The sequence below is a fragment of the Clostridium rhizosphaerae genome, assembly GCF_016765585.1.
Taxonomy (GTDB): Bacteria; Bacillota; Clostridia; order Clostridiales; family Clostridiaceae; genus Clostridium_AT; species Clostridium_AT rhizosphaerae.
On the sequence record NZ_JAESWC010000002.1, the window covers coordinates 76683 to 92985 of the forward strand.

Sequence of the window (16303 nt, forward strand, 5' to 3'; positions counted from 1 at the left end):
AGTTAACCCCTTTCTTTATTGAGAATTAATTATATTATCAAGTCTCAATAACAGTTCTAAATCATTTTTTATATAATTTGAAGGACTTAAGTTCAAATCGTAATTAATATTTTTTCCTCTGTCAGGACATCGTGGAATAGTAAAAACCTGGCCTAAATTTAGGAGGCTTAAATTTCTTTCATGGAGGATATGATACTCCTCCTCTATAGTTGAAAGTATATGCAGTGCATTTTCAAGACATACCTTTGAAAGATTATAAACTGCACTTTTATTTGAATTTCTTATAAAGGTTGGAGAAGTATATGGCATAATAAGATTAATTGAAGGCAGCAGGTTTCTTTCGGGGAAGCTGCCTCTCCAAAGAGCATCTCCTCCTATAAAAGGATATAGAGAGTTTTCATTAAACCATATTTTTAATCTTGGTATAAAATATACAAAATCAACTTCTCTGTTTTGGATATCCATAAGATCTTTGCCACGCCCGGACAATATACCGCATACGATCTTTTGAACCTTTATGTTTTTCTCCTTAAATAATGGGTCAAGAGCTTTCATCCTATAACCTTTATGAAGTATATTATCTACTAATATAACAGGTTTCCTAAAGGATTTCAGCATTTTAACCTGAGTTTCTAAATCAAGATAATATGGAAAAGGGCCAATATTAAAATTCTTCATAGTGGGCTCAAAAAGTTTTTCTGTATGCAGGGCCTTTGTAACTGTATTAGGTATTACATATCTTTCTAATATATCACCATAAGGTACGCACATAGAATTTCCAAGTTTTCTTGGAATGGAAATTTCAGTCGGAACATTGTTTTCATTACATATTTTTTTAATCATAGATTGATGAAGCATGCTGCTGTCAAAGCTTAGTATAAGCTCACCAGGGTAAAGCTTTGTAAGTGCTTCCTGAAGCTTCCGTCTTGCTACTGATACAGCAGAGCGTATTTTCACATTGCCCCTAAAAGGTTCCTTTAATAGGTTTTCCGTATCTAAATTTAATACACATGGTGTACTCATATCTACTACAAGGGCCGGATTGTCTATTGATGAGCTTGGGACATACTTAAAACCCTGGAGCTTTAAAAGCTCATAAATTGTGGAGGAACAGGAATCCGTAAGGCTATTTTTAAATATAGCAAACTCGTAGTCCCTTGATAAGCAAAATGCAAGGGTTTCTGTTATTATGATCTGATCAAGAGATTTATACTTGTCAGGATTTTTCACGCCAACACCATGAATTAATACAGTTCTGCCAGTGCTTTGCTCTCTAATATATTGAGAAAGTTTTATATCTTTAAGTTCTTCGTATAGTGCGCTTGAACGTATCCAGTGAAACAGCGAAAATCCAACTGCTTCATTTTTGTTTAAAGTGTTTCTTATAATAATGAGCCTGCCAGACGGTTTCGTCATAGTTTCCTTTATTTTATGATATAAAACATCTTTTTGCATGCCGGTTATGGAATAAATATCTAATAAGATTTCTTCAGTAATTTCTTCAAAAACCTCAACCTTAAGCCATAAGGAACTAACAGAGACTTTTTCCTGAGGCTCTCTTTGATAAAAGCCATTTTCGTAAATGTATTTTTGAGCAAGAGGATCTATAAGACTTGAGATATCTCTGCTTTCATCTATATAGTTTCTGATTTGAGTAGAACTTATATCTGAATATCTTGAAGGCAATGCAATCCATTCTATCTTACCGTCTATATTTTTTACAGCTGCTTCAAGTTTTTTGTTTTTACCACGTTCAAATATAATATGATTAAAGCTGTGTATAGACTCTGGTGTTCTAGAGGATTTATAAGAGGAGGCATTAAGAACAACATCGCTTCCAACAGCTATATAGACTTCAGAATTTTGAAAACTAGACTTTAAGTTTTTCAAATCTTCTTCATTTGCTATATTTACAGGCAGTGTATGAGGATATACATAAATATTTAATTCATTTGCAACAGACATGCTGACAATACGTCGTCTAAGCATATTTGGCAAGGTCTTTTTAGACCATGAAAATTCATCCACTGAAAGATAAACCTCAAAACCTCTATCCCTTATAAATTTAGCTATTTCCTTGTGGCTTTGTGAGAAGGGATCAAAGGTTCCAGGGAAGAAAGCTACTTTGCTCGGAATTTCGATATTAATACTTCCCTTAATAAAGCTGTAGTCAGAAATAAATCTATACAAGTGATTTAAGGCAGCTGAGTTTGATAAAAATAATAGCTCTTCTCCTTGAGTATCTGTAATCATTGTAAGTATTTTTTTGCTTATCAGCTTAAAAATAACTTCTTTATTATCCAGGCTAAGATTAGTTGTTCCAAAGATATCTTTCCCGAGTACACTGAAAGCTGTTTGTCTTGATTTGGTCTCATAGTCGGCAAGGGAGTTTAATAATATTCCAAGCATAAAGACCTTTCTAGTATTATAGTCTTCAAAAGACTCTGAAAATCTATGTTTATAGTTAGGATAGTTAGAGATAGCTACACCTATAGTTTTAAGAATTAAGGATTTAACATTAGAACTAGAGGTTTTAATTTTGTTTTGCAAATCTTCTATAATCTCATCTAGTTCAACAGGCTGCAGCCATAGAATAATTTGCCCTATATAGTGAGGAATGTATTCAGTAAATCTATTTCCCTCTATTTCGAGTGCTCGTAAAAGCTCTACAGCAACTTCGTTTCTTTCCGCAAGAGATATATGAGGCATTATTTCTAAAATAGCATCTCCAGCTGTATTACGTACATTTTCTATTGCGCTCACCTTTAACAAATTACAAAAGTGAATGGCTGTATGAAGTCCGTTTCCTTCGATATTTTTTAAGGTATAATCAAGAAGAAGTAAGATTTGACTTCTTTTTCTTATCCAATCTGTAGCGGTTTTTAGGTTGCTTAGAAAAATATCGGATATCTTCTTTTCATCTAATCTGCAGTGAGCACTGAAAACTTCGTTTAAATCATCCATATATAGCTGCACTGACAAATTGTATTTCAAAAGGTTTTCAGAGGCTACATTGCTTCTTTTTTGCTTAGAAGCTAAAAACTCCTTTAATGAAACTCTAAAATAATGCTCCTTATCTAATCTTGATAAAAGTCTTAAGGAAGCTTCAAGAGAGCTAAGTCTTAATGTGTTACTGTGTTTTTTCATCATAGTAAGCAAAAAAGAATATAGATTTTTCAAACTATCATCTTCAGGGGATACAGGTATGTATTTAATAGTTTCTATAAGAAAAAGTTGGGCTTCTGTAGTTTTTGAAATTTTTTCATCAAAATAACTTAATATAATTTTTCTGTATTCAGGCATTGACTTTTTTTGGCAGCTTTTAAACAGAGAGTTTACCATTATGCTTATATTGTAGCCATTAAAAAATCGATGTTCAGAAATAAGCTTATAGCTTGGAAAAAGCATTTGCTCCATATAAAGTCTCAATAAATTAGTGCTGGTTACAGGAGGAGCTTCCAATTTAACATTTTCAGGTATCTCTTTTCTATAGTCTTCATCAAAAATAGCAATAAGTGTACCTATTAATTCAGCGCAGTGTCGTCTAATATCATCTTCAGGATGAACAAGATTTTCGTAAAGAAATTTTATAGTTTGAAGTTTTTGGTTTTGCGTAAGATAAGTAGAATATTCCTGAAATATTCTTATGTACTCTCTAAAGTTTTTCCAATCCTTTTCACTTCGGGCAAGCTCAAGGATATAATCAAGAGAATATTCGTCACGAAGCTGATACATTAAATTAATATTATGACTTACTGCAATGTATTTTAAATTTTGTACTATTTCATCTCCCTGCATAAGAGAATAATTTTTTATATCTGTTTTCTTAATTGGGAGTGAATTTGAAAAATCTATTGCTGTATTGACTCCAATACTTAGTAAGAAGTTCTCGAAATCCTTAAGTTTTCCGTAAACCTTCTTATAGCGCTTTTCTTTTGCTTCATCTAAATTGTCTAATTTTTCAAGAATAACTTCAAAAGAATCCTTTAAATTAAAGATGTGCATTTTAACTCCCTGATCAGTTACTTTGTTTTTAACTCTAAAATCAGAGTAAATTAGAATTAAGGATTCCAAGGAGAGGTTTTCAAGTTCTAAATCCCAAGTTGAATGATTGATGGCTATATTTCTTATATAGTTGCTGCCTATGCGTTTAAACCACTGGTCTGAGTAATAATAGTGAAGATAGGGAACGCGTTTTAGTTCAGAACGCTTACAGCCGTATTTTCCAATATCGTGTCCTGAGGCTGCTCCTGATACTCTTCCTAAATCTACTGGTACCGAAAGAGCTTTAAGCTGCCTTGCTAAGTAAAGTGAAAGATAGTGAACTCCGCATATATGGTCTAGAGTGTTAAAGCCAAAAACTTCACCATTAAGCTTCATCATCTCATAAGTATAATTATGTTTAAAGGTTTTTAAAAACCTTTTATATTCTTCAGGATGTTCAAGTGAGTTTTCTTCCTCCTCAGTTAAAAAGTTCATTGGATAAATACTCTGCCAAGTGCCATCTTTTGATATTTTTTGTGCTTCGCAAAAAACTCTTAAAACTCTTAAGTATATTTCACAGGCAGGGTTTAAGGAGTCTAAAAGTATTATATTTACAGCTTCAGGAAAAGATTTATTTAAAGTGTACTGATAAATATAATTAAGCCAGTCATCTGGAAGATTAGGATAGCTTAATTTATTAATCATATCCATGCATAAAGTCAATACTGCTCTGCAGCTGTAATCATTATTTTTAATACTTTCTTTAAGATTATTAACAAACTTATCCGCCTTTAAATTCTCTTCAATAAAATTAAAGTCAATATTTAATTTATCCAGCCATTTTGTACTTAAAAGTTTTCTTGATATTTTACTGTATAGGCTTTGGAAAGATAGACTGCTCATCTTTTCCTCCTTTTTCATAAATATTAGAAATTATATTAAAGATTATATATCTATAGAAGATAATTTCATAGAGGGTTAAGAAAAAAAGCCTTAGGATTGGATCCCAAGGCAAAAATGTTATCTAGGAATTAGATATTTGCATAAACCATACAAATTATACAAAGGCTGAATGCCTTCCATATCTACATAATCCATGGAGTATGTCCCATCCCAAGGATAAACTGATATGTATTTTTCATTATAAACGTTTATGACAAATTTTTCTTTATCAAAGTTAAGGAAAAGCTTATATTGTGGTTTGTCTGATATGTCCTTTGGTTTCTCTATAAAATTTGATTTTTTAATTGATTTGGAGAATTTTTTGATTGTATCTATATCTTCGGAACTTAAATCAGCTTCTTTAGAAAAATTCGTATCTAAAAGCTCTACTTTTACTTTAGATTGTGTTACTAAATTTTTTATAAGCAAATTTGTATAAAAGTAGTTGTTTGGTTTTTTTTTCGTAACAGTAAAATTATTAATTGAATAACTTCCTAACTTTATTGTGCAGCCTATAAATAGAATAGGAAGGATTAAAATGGATATTATGTACAGAGTTTTTCTATTCAATGTTACCACCTTGTATAAGTATTCTCTAAATAAATATATGCTGAATGAATACAAAAGATTATAAAAGCACATTATATTTTTGAGGAAGTGGTTTAGTTGAAAAGTAATTTAAAACAGAAAAATATAACTAAAGAATATATTAATACAACTGAAAAAATGAAAGTTACAAAAAAATCGGAGGACTATTGTATAATTAATAATCAAAGAATAGAAGGAAATGCCTGCAGTACAATATTAAATGATGATAAAAAGGAGGAGCAATAATGGATAAAAAAGAAATTAAGGCACTTCAAGATGTAGATTATGCTGTTCTTACTCAGGAACAACAAAATAAGCTTAGAGAATTTGAAGCAAAGTTTAATGAAGAATTTGGCGAAGACTTTAACATTTTAATTATGGATAAAATTAAGGAAAATAAATAACACAAACAAACTTGGAGCCTTTTGGCTCTTTTTTGCTATTATTTATAAAGCATAAATAGACCTACAGTGGAAAATCTAATTAGTGAAAGGGGAGTTGAAATATGAGTGAAAATCAAGGAATGAGTCATACTTTTAATAATAAAAAACAAGATAATCATTTTAAAAAGAAAAATATAAAACATGATCCTCAGGCTGAAAGTGCAAGGGCAGTATATGATGATCCAGGAAAGAAGCGTTAATAGGAAGGGGAGATAATAATGTCACATAGAGAAACTAAAAAATCTACAAAAAAGGAAAATAAGAAACCTTCAAAACCAGAGATAATACAAGGTGCAGAAATAGAAAAGCATAAGACCCAAGGCCTTATAAGAGGAATATAGTTAGGCGGTGAAATAATGAGCAGTGAAGAAATGATTAGAACTTCCATGAAAGGAAGAGAACTTACAGATGAAGAAATAGAAAGATATAAGGAAGAAATAAATGTAAGTAATATAGCCTATATGAAAACTCCAATAGTTAACAGGCCTACAACACAGGTAGGCTATAATGAAAATGGCAGCATTAAAGAAGTGGAAATTAAACCTCAAATCTTTGAGCTAAACGGCACTGCAGATACAAAGGAGGAGTAGCACATGACAAAAGAAAGCAACAAGCATAAAGCAAAAAATAAAGAGCCAAATAGAGTTGATATTAAAGAAGAGAAGGATGGAAAAGGACCAATAAGAAGAAGCATAAATGATAATTATTAAATTTAAAAAATATTAAAGAAAAGTATTGATTTATTGATAATTATTATTTATAATATAAATATAAACAAATCCCAAACCCTAAACCCCAAATCCAAATTTATTGATACTTCCTTCAGTTTAAAAGCAACTGGTTTATCCGGTTGCTTTTTTGTAATTTAAATTAAGTTATTTTAAATAAAATAAAAAATCCATACTAAAAGTATGGATAATCTTGGTGCCGATGGTGGGATTCGAACCCACATGGTTTCCCGCTCGATTTTGAGTCGAGTGCGTCTGCCGTTCCGCCACATCGGCAAATTTACATAAGTTATGTTATCATATATATTTTAAAAAAGCAATGTTTTTTTAAAAATTATAATTTAATTTATATAAAAACTAATTATATACTTTATAAGAAACAATAATTAATGTTAAAATATTTAATGTATGTAAATAGCATTATATTATAGTGGAGGAATAAGATGAACAAATTATTAGAAGCAGTTATTGAAAATAATAGAAGATGGACTAAAGATGGCAAGGTGGCAACATATATTCCTGAGCTTGGAAAAGCAGACCAAGATGCAGCAGGAGTATGCATTATTACATTAGATGGAGAAGAATATAATGGCGGAGACTATAAAACCAAGTTTACTATACAAAGCATATCAAAAATAATAACTTTAATGCTTGCTCTTCTTGAAAATGGAAGGGATAGAGTATTTTCAAAGGTTGGAGTAGAGCCAACTGCTGATGCCTTTAATTCAATAATAAACTTAGAGACTAAAAATCCTCAAAGACCATTAAATCCGATGATTAATGCTGGGGCCATAGCTACAGTTTCCCTTATTGAAGGTGAGACTTCAGAGGTTATTTTTAATAGAATATTAAACTTTACAAGAAAGATAACAGGAAATCCAGACATAAATATCAATGAAGATGTATATCAATCGGAAAAGAAAACTGGAGATAGAAACAGGGCTTTGGCATATTTCATGAGAAGTACAGGAGTTATAGAACAGGATGCAGAAGAAGTACTCGATGTATACTTTAAGCAGTGTTCCATTGAAGCAACCTGCAGAGACATCGCTAGGATTGGAGCAATGCTTTCAAATGACGGGGTTTTACCATGGAGCGGAGAAAGGGTTGTACCTAGAAATATTGCAAGGATAGTAAAGACTATTATGGTTACTTGTGGACTTTACGATGCTTCAGGGCAGTTTGCTGTAGAGGTTGGAGTTCCGGCTAAAAGCGGAGTTGGCGGAGGAATAGTTGCTGCAATTCCTGGAAGAATGGGAATAGGAGTTTATGGACCTGCTTTAGATGCAAGGGGAAATAGTATTGCAGGTATAAGAATACTTGAAGAATTGTCAAGAGAACTTGATTTAAATATTTTTTAACATAAAAGGAAAAGAGGAAAACATATGCTTAGATTTCTCGATGCTGGAGAGTCACATGGAAAGGCTTTAGTTTCTATCATTGAAGGGTTACCCTCTAATATAAAAATAGATTTGGACTATATAAACAGTGAACTAGGAAGAAGGCAAAAAGGCTATGGCAGAGGAGCAAGAATGAAAATTGAGCAGGATAAAGCTCAAATATGGTCTGGTGTAAGAGGAATGGTTACTACAGGAAGTCCAATAACAATGGTAATTTATAATAAGGATTATGATAATTGGAAGGATATACTTGAAAGTAAGCCTGAGGAAGATAAAAAGATAACAGTACCAAGGCCAGGACATGGAGACTTAGTAGGATTCTTAAAATATAAAACTGGAGATATACGAGATGTAATAGAAAGAACTTCGGCAAGAGAAACTGCCATAAGAACTGCTGTTGGAGCTTTATGCAAAAGCATACTTGAAGAACTTGATATAACTATTAGAAGTAAGGTAAACAGCATAGGGACTATACAGGATGAAGAAGCAGATTTATTCGATAACAGCAATTACAAAATAATAGAAGAAAGTGAACTAAGGTGTTATAATAAAAATATTGAAGCTAAAATGAAAAATCAAATTGATATTTGTAAAGAAAATGGAGACACTATAGGTGGAAGTATTTTCATATCTATGAAAGGTATTCCTGCTGGAATAGGGAGCTATTCTCAATGGGATAGAAAACTTGATGCTGTTTTAAGCTTTGCAGTAATGTCTGTTCAAGGCATAAAGGCTATAGAGTTTGGAAATGGACTTTCTCAAAGCCTAACTGGAAGCAGGTTTAATGATGAAATATACTATGAAAATAATAAAATTGAAAGAAAAACAAATAACTGCGGCGGTATAGAAGCTGGTGTTTCTAATGGTGAAAATATTGAACTTAAAGCTTTTATGAAACCAATACCTACTGTAAGACAGAGTATCGCTTCAATTGATTTAAAAACCAAGACAAATGTTACAAACAGATATGAAAGATCTGATGTGTGCGGCGTTGTCCCTGCATCTATTGTTCTTGAAAATGTATGTGCTTTTGAAATATTAAAGGAAATGCTAAACAAGTTTCCTGGCGATAATTTCATGGAATTTAAGAGAAGTATTGAACAATATAGAAACGAAATATATACATATTAATGGAGGAAAGTTATTATGTCAAAAGAAAGACTAATAATATTAGATGGACACAGCTTGATGAATAGAGCTTTTTATGCCCTTCCGCCTTTAACTAATACTGAAGGACTGCATACAAATGCTTTATATGGCTTTACTAATATGCTTATAAAAATGAAGGAAGAGATAAAGCCCAATTACATAGTATGTACTTTTGACAGAAAAGCCCCAACCTTCAGACATGAGGAATACAAAGAATACAAGGCTGGAAGAAAGAGAATGCCCGAGGAACTTGCAGAACAATTTCCTGTATTAAAGGATCTACTGCAATTGATGGCTATTGATATATTTGAAATAGACGGCTTTGAGGCAGATGATTTGATTGGAACTTTATCAAAATTCGCTGAGAAAAATGACATTGAAGTTTACGTTGTTACTGGAGATAGAGATGCTCTTCAATTAGCCTCAGATAATATTAAAGTTGTAATAACTAAAAAAGGCATGAGCGAAAAGGAAATCTATGATAAAAATAGAATGATTGAGGACTTTGGAGTTACTCCAACTCAGTTTATAGATGTTAAAGGGCTTATGGGAGACAGTTCTGATAATATTCCAGGGGTTCCTGGTATCGGAGAAAAAACAGCCTACAAGCTCATTCAACAGTATGGCAGTATAGAAAACTTACTTCAGAATATTGATAATGTTACTGGCAATAAAGTGAAACAGAATCTTTTAGAGTACAGTGAACAGGCAATATTCAGCAAAAGACTTGCTACTATTATTACTGATGTTCCTATAGATATAAGCTTGGATTCTATTAAATCTAAAGAAAGCTTTGATATTGATGGACTAAGGCAGATGTTTTTCAGGCTTCAATTTAAATCTTTACTTGAAAGACTTCCTATTGATGACAGTGAAGCAGATAAGGGAGTTAAAGCTTTAGAAGAGGTTGTAAATTATAAAACTATAGATTCTATAGATAAATTTGAAAGTCTTGCAAAAGAATTTAAGGAAGAAATATATTTTAGTCTTGAATTTTCAGATCTAAATGTGTATTCAAAGTGTAAGATACAAAAAATATATATTTCTTTTAATAATGATAATTATGTTATAACTTTTAACAGTTTGTTCGAAGAAGAAAAAGATAGAACTATAAATGTTATAAAAGATATATTTGAAAACAAGGCTTTAAAAAAAGTTGGATATGACAATAAGGCTTCGTATTTATTATTTAATAGAATAGGTATAAACCTTGAGGGCGTTATATTTGATATTAAGGTGGCTGCCTACTTAATTGATTCCTCAAAGGGAGAGTATGAATTAAGCAATCTTATAGGAGAATATCTTAAGGTTGACATAAGAAAAGATGACGAAGATATACATATAAAGCAAACCTCATATTTAAAAAATCTTAAAGAAGTCTTAGAACAAAAAATTAAGGAATATGATATGGATAAGCTTCTTTATGAGGTTGAACAGCCGCTTACAGAAGTTCTTGCAGCTGTGGAAGCTGAAGGTTTTAAGGTAGATACAGAAAAGCTCGAGGAACTCGGGGTAAAGTTTAAAAAAGAAATTGAAATAGTTCAAAATGATATATATAGTCTTTCAGGGGAAGAGTTCAACATAGGCTCACCAAAGCAGTTGGGTAAGATTTTGTTTGAAAAGCTTGATTTGCCTGTGATTAAAAAGACAAAAACAGGCTATTCCACAAATGCAGAGGTTCTTGAAGAACTTATGGATAAACATCCTATCATAGAAAAAATATTGTATTACAGACAGCTTACAAAGCTTCATTCAACTTATGTGGAGGGATTAAAGTCTGTAATAGATACGGATGGAAAAATTCACTCCAGCCTAAACCAAACAGTTACGACTACTGGAAGACTTTCAAGTACTGAGCCGAACCTTCAAAACATACCTATAAAGTATGAGCTTGGCAGGGAAATTAGAAAGGTATTTATACCAAATGAAGCTGAGTGTATTATATTATCTGCTGACTATTCGCAAATTGAATTAAGAGTTTTAGCTCATATTGCAGAGGATGAAAATTTAATTGATGCGTTTATAAATCACAGTGATATTCATACAAAAACTGCTTCAGAGGTTTTTAGAGTTCCAATTGATGAGGTAACTTCTCTTATGAGAAGCAGAGCCAAAGCAGTAAATTTTGGTATAGTTTATGGAATTGGTGATTTTAGCCTGGCAAAGGATTTAAAGATAACAAAGAAAGAAGCAAAAATCTATATTGATACCTATTTTGAAAGGTATCCAAATGTAAAAAAGTACATGGAAGATATTGTGAAAGGTGCGAAAGATCAATCTTTTGTTACTACAATACTGAATAGAAGAAGATATATTCCAGAAATAACAGCTTCAAACCATATGGTGAAAGCCCTTGGTGAAAGACTTGCTATGAATACTCCGATTCAGGGAAGCGCAGCAGATATTATTAAACTTGCTATGGTTAACGTGTATAAGGAGCTTAAACAAAGGAACTTGAAAAGTACTTTAATACTTCAGGTTCATGATGAGCTTATATTAAATGTTTATAAGGAAGAACTCAAGGAAGTTCAGGCTATTGTAAAGAAAGAGATGGAACAGGTGCTTGAACTTAAGGTTCCTCTTGAAGTTGATGTTAACTTAGGTGATACATGGTATGAGGCAAAATAATGCTTAAGGTTGGCTTAACAGGAGGAATTGGCAGCGGTAAAAGCACCGTTTCAAGACTTTTTCAAGAAAAAGGATTTCCGATAATAGATGCTGATATGATTTCAAGAGAAATATATAATATTTACCCTGATGTAAACAAAGAAATAAGAAAGCAGTTTGGAAGCATTTTTTTTGACACTGACGGCCTATTAATAAGAAAAGAACTTGGTGCCTTTATATTTAAAGACAAGGAACGTGTGAAAAAAATAGAATCAATAACACTTCCGTATATCCTCAAAGAAATTTTTGAAAGATTAGAACAGCTAAACAGGGAGGATAATGTGCTTTGTATTATTGATGCACCTACACTTATTGAAGTGGGTCTTCATAGACATATGGATACTAATATTTTAGTATGGGTAGATTTAAATACTCAAATAGAAAGAGTAAAGTTAAGAGATAATGCAAAAGAAGAAGACATAATAAACAGGATAAAAGCTCAACTGCCTATTGATGAGAAAAAGAAATATGTAGATTTTATCATTGACAATAGGTGCAGCCTTAAGCATACAAAAGAACAATTTGAAGTAATATTAAATAGCTTATTATTAATGAGGTAGCGAAATGAAAGATAAAAATTTACTGCGTTCTTTTGTGATTGTAATTATTATTATTACTGCATTAAATTCTTTAAACATTATAAGATTGTTTTACCCTCTCTATTATTCAGAGCATATAATGACGTATTCTGAAAAATATGATATAAGCCCTTACTTGGTTGCAGCTGTTATAAAAACTGAGAGCAATTTTAGACCAAGTGCAAAGTCACCTAAAAACGCTCATGGCTTAATGCAGATAACTTCTTCAACAGCAGAATGGGCAGCTAAAGAAATGAATCTTGAAAATTATTCTGTTGAAATGCTTAAAGATCCAGAGTTTAATATAAGAATGGGCTGCTGGTACTTGGATAATTTAAATAAGGAATTTAATGATAATACAGATTTGGTTCTTGCAGCTTATAACGGGGGCAGAGGAAATGTTCAAAAGTGGTTGTCGGACTTGAATCACTCAAAGGATGGAAAAAATCTTTACTATATTCCTTTTAAGGAAACAGATAAATATATAAAAAGAGTTAAAGTAAATTATAATATATATAAGTTGTTATATGGAGCAAGATTTAATGAATAAAATAATATATATATAATGCAATAAAGTTCTTACATTAATGATGTCATAAAATATCCAATCTTCAGGGATTTTTGGGACATCATTAATGTATTAGAACTTTTGCATTGTATATATTTAGAGGTATAGATTAATTTCTATACTTTTTTCTTTTTGATAAATAGTCTGTTTGGATGCTATATATAAATAGAGTCTTTAGTAGTATAATTTAGATGTATTCTATAAAGTTAGTTTGCAAGAGAGTAAAAGTGAATTTGAAAACTGAGTAATTTAGATTAAATATAAATGGGGGAATTAAAATGCTATTAATAAAAAATGGAACAATTCTTACTATGATTGGGGAGCCAATTGAAAATGGACAAGTATTAGTTGATAATGGGAAAATTATAAATGTAGGAAAAGATATATCAGGTACTGAGAATTGTCAGGTTATTGATGCAAATGGTGGTTTTGTTATGCCCGGAATTATTGATGCTCATTGCCATATAGGTATGTGGGAGGAAGGTCTCGGCATTGAAGGCAGCGATGGAAATGAAATAACAGATCCAGCAACCCCTCAGCTTAGGGCAATTGATGCAATAAACCCAAGGGATATAGCCTTTACAGAAGCTTATGAAAATGGTGTTACTTGCGTGTGTACAGGACCAGGAAGTGCAAATGTTATCGGAGGACAATTTACTACTATTAAAACAAAGGGAATAAGAATTGACAATATGGTTCTTCAACAGACTGCTTCAATGAAGGTGGCTTTTGGTGAGAATCCTAAGAGATGCTATAATGCAAAAAAACAATCGCCTTCAACAAGAATGGCTACTGCAGCAATACTTAGGGAATATATTCTTAAAACAAAAAATTATATGGAGAATAAAGAAAAGAACTCAAGCTTTGATATGAAACTTGAGAGTTTGATACCAGTTGTAAAGGGAGAGCTTAATGTAAAGGCACATGCTCATAGAACAGACGATATTTTTACAGCCATTCGTATTGCCAAGGAGTTTGGCCTTAAGATGACTTTAGAACACTGCACCGAAGGACATTTAATTGCTGAGGAACTTGCAAAAGAGGGCTTTACTGCTATAGTTGGTCCATCTTTTGGATCTAAAAGTAAAGTTGAACTGAGGGAAAAGACTTTTGAAACAGCAGCAGTACTCCATAAAGCAGGTGTAAAAATAGCAATAATGACAGATCATCCAGTAATACCAGTTCATCATCTTCCAATGTGTGCTGCTTTAGCTGTACGAGCAGGACTTGATGAAGAAACAGCACTAAAGGCAATAACAATTAATCCAGCAGAAATACTTGGAATTTCAGAAAAAGTTGGTTCTTTGGAGATTAATAAAGATGCGGATATTGTTATTTTTGATAAGCATCCTTTTGATATTCAAGCTAAAACTATCTGCGTTTTAATAGATGGAGAAATTGTTTTTAAAAGATAGAAATATAATTTATTGAATAATGGGTAAGAAAGCTCATTTTCAATGCAAATAATTGTTAAGTAAGAATAAAAAATTAAACAAGTTATTTAAAAATATGACAAATAGTGATAAAATGTTAAAGGACTGCAATTTAACATGATTTTAACAATAATTAACATATCTTTAACCTAATAGGGGAAGGGAGACAAAATAATGCAGAGAAACACACATAAAAAAGATAAATTATTTTTAATGCTTTTAGACATTTCTGAGAATCTAAAGCAGGGAGGACAGTATTTTCTTGATTTTAAAATTAAGGAAGAAAAACATCTTGAAGAATTTCAAAAGGAAATGAAGGAATACGAGCATAAGGGGGACGTTTTAGTTGCAGAAATAATAAAAGATTTGAACAATACTTTTATTACTCCAATTGAGCGTGAAGATGCCTTAGAATTAGCAGTTCATATGGATGAAATTCTTGATGGACTTGAACAGTGTGCAGCCCACTTTTATATTTATAATGTTTACGAAATCGATCATTTTATGGTTGAATTTAGCGAGTTAGTTTATAAATGCATAGTGGAAATACATAATGCAATAGACTTGCTGTCCCAAAAGAAGCTTACTCAAATCAGAGAACATTCAATTAAGATAAAGGAATATGAAGAAAGATGCGATATTCTTGAAAGAGTAGCCTTAAAGGAACTTTTTGAAAAACAAAATGACATAAAAAGACTTATACAATATAAGGAAATTTACGAACTTCTTGAAAACACCGCAGATGAATGCAAAAGAGTTAGTAAGGTGCTTGAGACAGTAGTAATGAAGAATGCGTAAGGAGAATTTAAAATGAGTACATCATATATTACATTAGCTTTTACGATTATTCTTGCACTGTCTTTCGATTTTATCAATGGTTTTCATGATACTGCAAACGCTATTGCAACGGCGGTATCAACAAAAGCATTAACTCCAAGACGTGCGATTATGATTGCTTCATTAATGAATTTTATTGGGGCGGTTGCTTTTACTGGAGTTGCTAAAACTATTGCAAAAGACATAGTAAATCTTGATGCAATACCGAACGGTGCTGTGGTTATACTTGCTGCGCTTGTTTCTGCTATAGCTTGGAACCTTATTACTTGGTATTTTGGAATACCAAGCAGTTCCTCTCATGCACTTATAGGCTCTCTTGCGGGTGCTGCCATAGCTGCTGCGGGAACAGCTTCCATTAACTTTAAAGGATTTATTTCTATTATAGAATCTTTAATTTTGTCACCTATACTTGCTTTTGGAGTAGGCTATATTGTTTTTACTATTATTAAACAAATATTTAAAAACTTGAACTTATCTAAAACTAATAGAAGATTTAGAAGACTTCAAGCAGTAACTGCTGCAATTCAAGCCTTTGCTCATGGTACAAATGATGCACAAAAATCTATGGGAATAATAACTATGGCTCTTGTAAGCAATGGCTTTGACAAATCTGGAAACATTCCTTTATGGGTACAAGTATGTTGTGCTACAGCTATGGCTTTAGGAACTTCTATTGGCGGCTGGAGAATAATAAAAACTGTTGGAACACAAATTATGAAGATAAAACCTGTAAATGGTGTCGCAGCAGATCTGTCATCAGCTTTAGTAATATTTGGGGCATCTAAATTTGGACTTCCAGTTAGTACAACCCATGTTATATCCTCTTCAATAATGGGGGTAGGCACGGCTTATAGAGTTAAAGCTGTAAAGTGGAATACTGGTAAAAGAATGATAATCACATGGTTTATAACTCTTCCTATAGCAGCCTCAATTTCAGCAGTTATATTTATGCTTATGAACATATTTATTTAATTTAATAAATTTAA

15 protein-coding genes and 1 tRNA gene are annotated in these 16303 nt (G+C 32.0%); 13 read left to right on the plus strand and 3 right to left on the minus strand.

Going from position 1 to position 16303, the window contains the following annotated elements; all coding sequences use genetic code 11:
- Positions 1-15 precede the first annotated feature (15 nt).
- Positions 16-4887, minus strand: a complete 4872-nt coding sequence (locus JK636_RS03525) for a cytidyltransferase (protein WP_202747470.1) — start codon at positions 4885-4887, stop codon at positions 16-18.
- Between the two features lie 117 nt (positions 4888-5004).
- Positions 5005-5496 (minus strand): DUF4883 family protein, encoded by a 492-nt coding sequence (locus JK636_RS03530; RefSeq protein ID WP_243428114.1) that lies wholly within the window; start codon positions 5494-5496, stop codon positions 5005-5007.
- A gap of 96 nt (positions 5497-5592) precedes the next feature.
- On the opposite strand from JK636_RS03530, the gene JK636_RS03535 reads away from it, so the two are divergent.
- The 5 genes from JK636_RS03535 to JK636_RS03550 all read left to right on the plus strand — a co-directional run bounded on the left by JK636_RS03535 (position 5593) and on the right by JK636_RS03550 (position 6547).
- The gene (locus JK636_RS03535; protein ID WP_202747472.1) at positions 5593-5760 is read left to right on the plus strand and encodes a hypothetical protein; all 168 of its coding nucleotides are present in this window, start codon (positions 5593-5595) and stop codon (positions 5758-5760) included.
- Positions 5760-5918 (plus strand): hypothetical protein, encoded by a 159-nt coding sequence (locus JK636_RS03540; RefSeq protein WP_202747473.1) that lies wholly within the window; start codon positions 5760-5762, stop codon positions 5916-5918. The genes JK636_RS03535 and JK636_RS03540 overlap by 1 nt, the downstream gene beginning before the upstream one ends.
- Positions 5919-6019: 101 nt before the next feature.
- Positions 6020-6157: a CPC_1213 family protein gene (locus JK636_RS03545; protein WP_202748815.1), complete on the plus strand. Its 138-nt coding sequence runs from the start codon at positions 6020-6022 to the stop codon at positions 6155-6157.
- Positions 6158-6175: 18 nt separating this feature from the next.
- Positions 6176-6298: a hypothetical protein gene (locus JK636_RS23785; protein ID WP_021656586.1), complete on the plus strand. Its 123-nt coding sequence runs from the start codon at positions 6176-6178 to the stop codon at positions 6296-6298.
- 15 nt (positions 6299-6313) lie between these two features.
- Positions 6314-6547: a hypothetical protein gene (locus tag JK636_RS03550; protein ID WP_202747474.1), complete on the plus strand. Its 234-nt coding sequence runs from the start codon at positions 6314-6316 to the stop codon at positions 6545-6547.
- A 332-nt stretch (positions 6548-6879) separates the two neighbouring features.
- Here the strand turns inward: JK636_RS03550 and JK636_RS03555 are convergent.
- Positions 6880-6961: transfer RNA gene (locus JK636_RS03555), tRNA-Leu, on the minus strand.
- 167 nt (positions 6962-7128) lie between these two features.
- On the opposite strand from JK636_RS03555, the gene glsA reads away from it, so the two are divergent.
- The 8 genes from glsA to JK636_RS03595 all read left to right on the plus strand — a co-directional run bounded on the left by glsA (position 7129) and on the right by JK636_RS03595 (position 16289).
- Positions 7129-8046 (plus strand): glutaminase A, encoded by a 918-nt coding sequence (gene glsA, locus JK636_RS03560; RefSeq protein WP_202747475.1) that lies wholly within the window; start codon positions 7129-7131, stop codon positions 8044-8046.
- Positions 8047-8070: 24 nt separating this feature from the next.
- Complete coding sequence (gene aroC, locus JK636_RS03565; RefSeq protein WP_202747476.1) at positions 8071-9216, plus strand: chorismate synthase; 1146 nt, start codon at positions 8071-8073, stop codon at positions 9214-9216.
- A gap of 15 nt (positions 9217-9231) precedes the next feature.
- Positions 9232-11862 carry a DNA polymerase I gene (gene polA / locus JK636_RS03570; RefSeq protein ID WP_202747477.1) on the plus strand — a complete coding sequence of 877 codons (2631 nt, stop codon included), beginning with the start codon at positions 9232-9234 and terminating at the stop codon, positions 11860-11862.
- Complete coding sequence (gene coaE / locus JK636_RS03575) at positions 11862-12461, plus strand: dephospho-CoA kinase (protein WP_202747478.1); 600 nt, start codon at positions 11862-11864, stop codon at positions 12459-12461. Before polA ends, coaE begins: the two co-directional genes overlap by 1 nt.
- A gap of 4 nt (positions 12462-12465) precedes the next feature.
- The gene (locus JK636_RS03580) at positions 12466-13029 is read left to right on the plus strand and encodes a lytic transglycosylase domain-containing protein (protein WP_202747479.1); all 564 of its coding nucleotides are present in this window, start codon (positions 12466-12468) and stop codon (positions 13027-13029) included.
- A 296-nt stretch (positions 13030-13325) separates the two neighbouring features.
- Positions 13326-14462 carry an amidohydrolase gene (locus JK636_RS03585; protein ID WP_202747480.1) on the plus strand — a complete coding sequence of 379 codons (1137 nt, stop codon included), beginning with the start codon at positions 13326-13328 and terminating at the stop codon, positions 14460-14462.
- Between the two features lie 192 nt (positions 14463-14654).
- On the plus strand, positions 14655-15278 hold the full coding sequence (locus tag JK636_RS03590) for a DUF47 domain-containing protein (protein ID WP_202747481.1): 624 nt from the start codon (positions 14655-14657) through the stop codon (positions 15276-15278).
- Between the two features lie 12 nt (positions 15279-15290).
- A complete protein-coding gene (locus JK636_RS03595; RefSeq protein ID WP_202747482.1) occupies positions 15291-16289 on the plus strand; it encodes an inorganic phosphate transporter in 999 nt (332 codons plus the stop codon).
- Positions 16290-16303: the final 14 nt, after the last annotated feature.

Excerpts from the sequence above, each read along its gene's own strand:
- JK636_RS03540 (WP_202747473.1), top strand. The coding sequence starts at position 5,760 with ATGGATAAAAAAGAAATTAAGGCACTTCAAGATGTAGATTATGCTGTT.
- JK636_RS03590 (WP_202747481.1), top strand. The coding sequence starts at position 14,655 with ATGCAGAGAAACACACATAAAAAAGATAAATTATTTTTAATGCTTTTA.
- coaE (WP_202747478.1), top strand. The coding sequence starts at position 11,862 with ATGCTTAAGGTTGGCTTAACAGGAGGAATTGGCAGCGGTAAAAGCACC.
- JK636_RS03585 (WP_202747480.1), top strand. The coding sequence starts at position 13,326 with ATGCTATTAATAAAAAATGGAACAATTCTTACTATGATTGGGGAGCCA.
- JK636_RS23785 (WP_021656586.1), top strand. The coding sequence starts at position 6,176 with ATGTCACATAGAGAAACTAAAAAATCTACAAAAAAGGAAAATAAGAAA.
- JK636_RS03580 (WP_202747479.1), top strand. The coding sequence starts at position 12,466 with ATGAAAGATAAAAATTTACTGCGTTCTTTTGTGATTGTAATTATTATT.
- JK636_RS03595 (WP_202747482.1), top strand. The coding sequence starts at position 15,291 with ATGAGTACATCATATATTACATTAGCTTTTACGATTATTCTTGCACTG.
- aroC (WP_202747476.1), top strand. The coding sequence starts at position 8,071 with ATGCTTAGATTTCTCGATGCTGGAGAGTCACATGGAAAGGCTTTAGTT.
- polA (WP_202747477.1), top strand. The coding sequence starts at position 9,232 with ATGTCAAAAGAAAGACTAATAATATTAGATGGACACAGCTTGATGAAT.
- JK636_RS03550 (WP_202747474.1), top strand. The coding sequence starts at position 6,314 with ATGAGCAGTGAAGAAATGATTAGAACTTCCATGAAAGGAAGAGAACTT.
- JK636_RS03545 (WP_202748815.1), top strand. The coding sequence starts at position 6,020 with ATGAGTGAAAATCAAGGAATGAGTCATACTTTTAATAATAAAAAACAA.
- JK636_RS03525 (WP_202747470.1), bottom strand. The coding sequence starts at position 4,887 with ATGAGCAGTCTATCTTTCCAAAGCCTATACAGTAAAATATCAAGAAAA.
- glsA (WP_202747475.1), top strand. The coding sequence starts at position 7,129 with ATGAACAAATTATTAGAAGCAGTTATTGAAAATAATAGAAGATGGACT.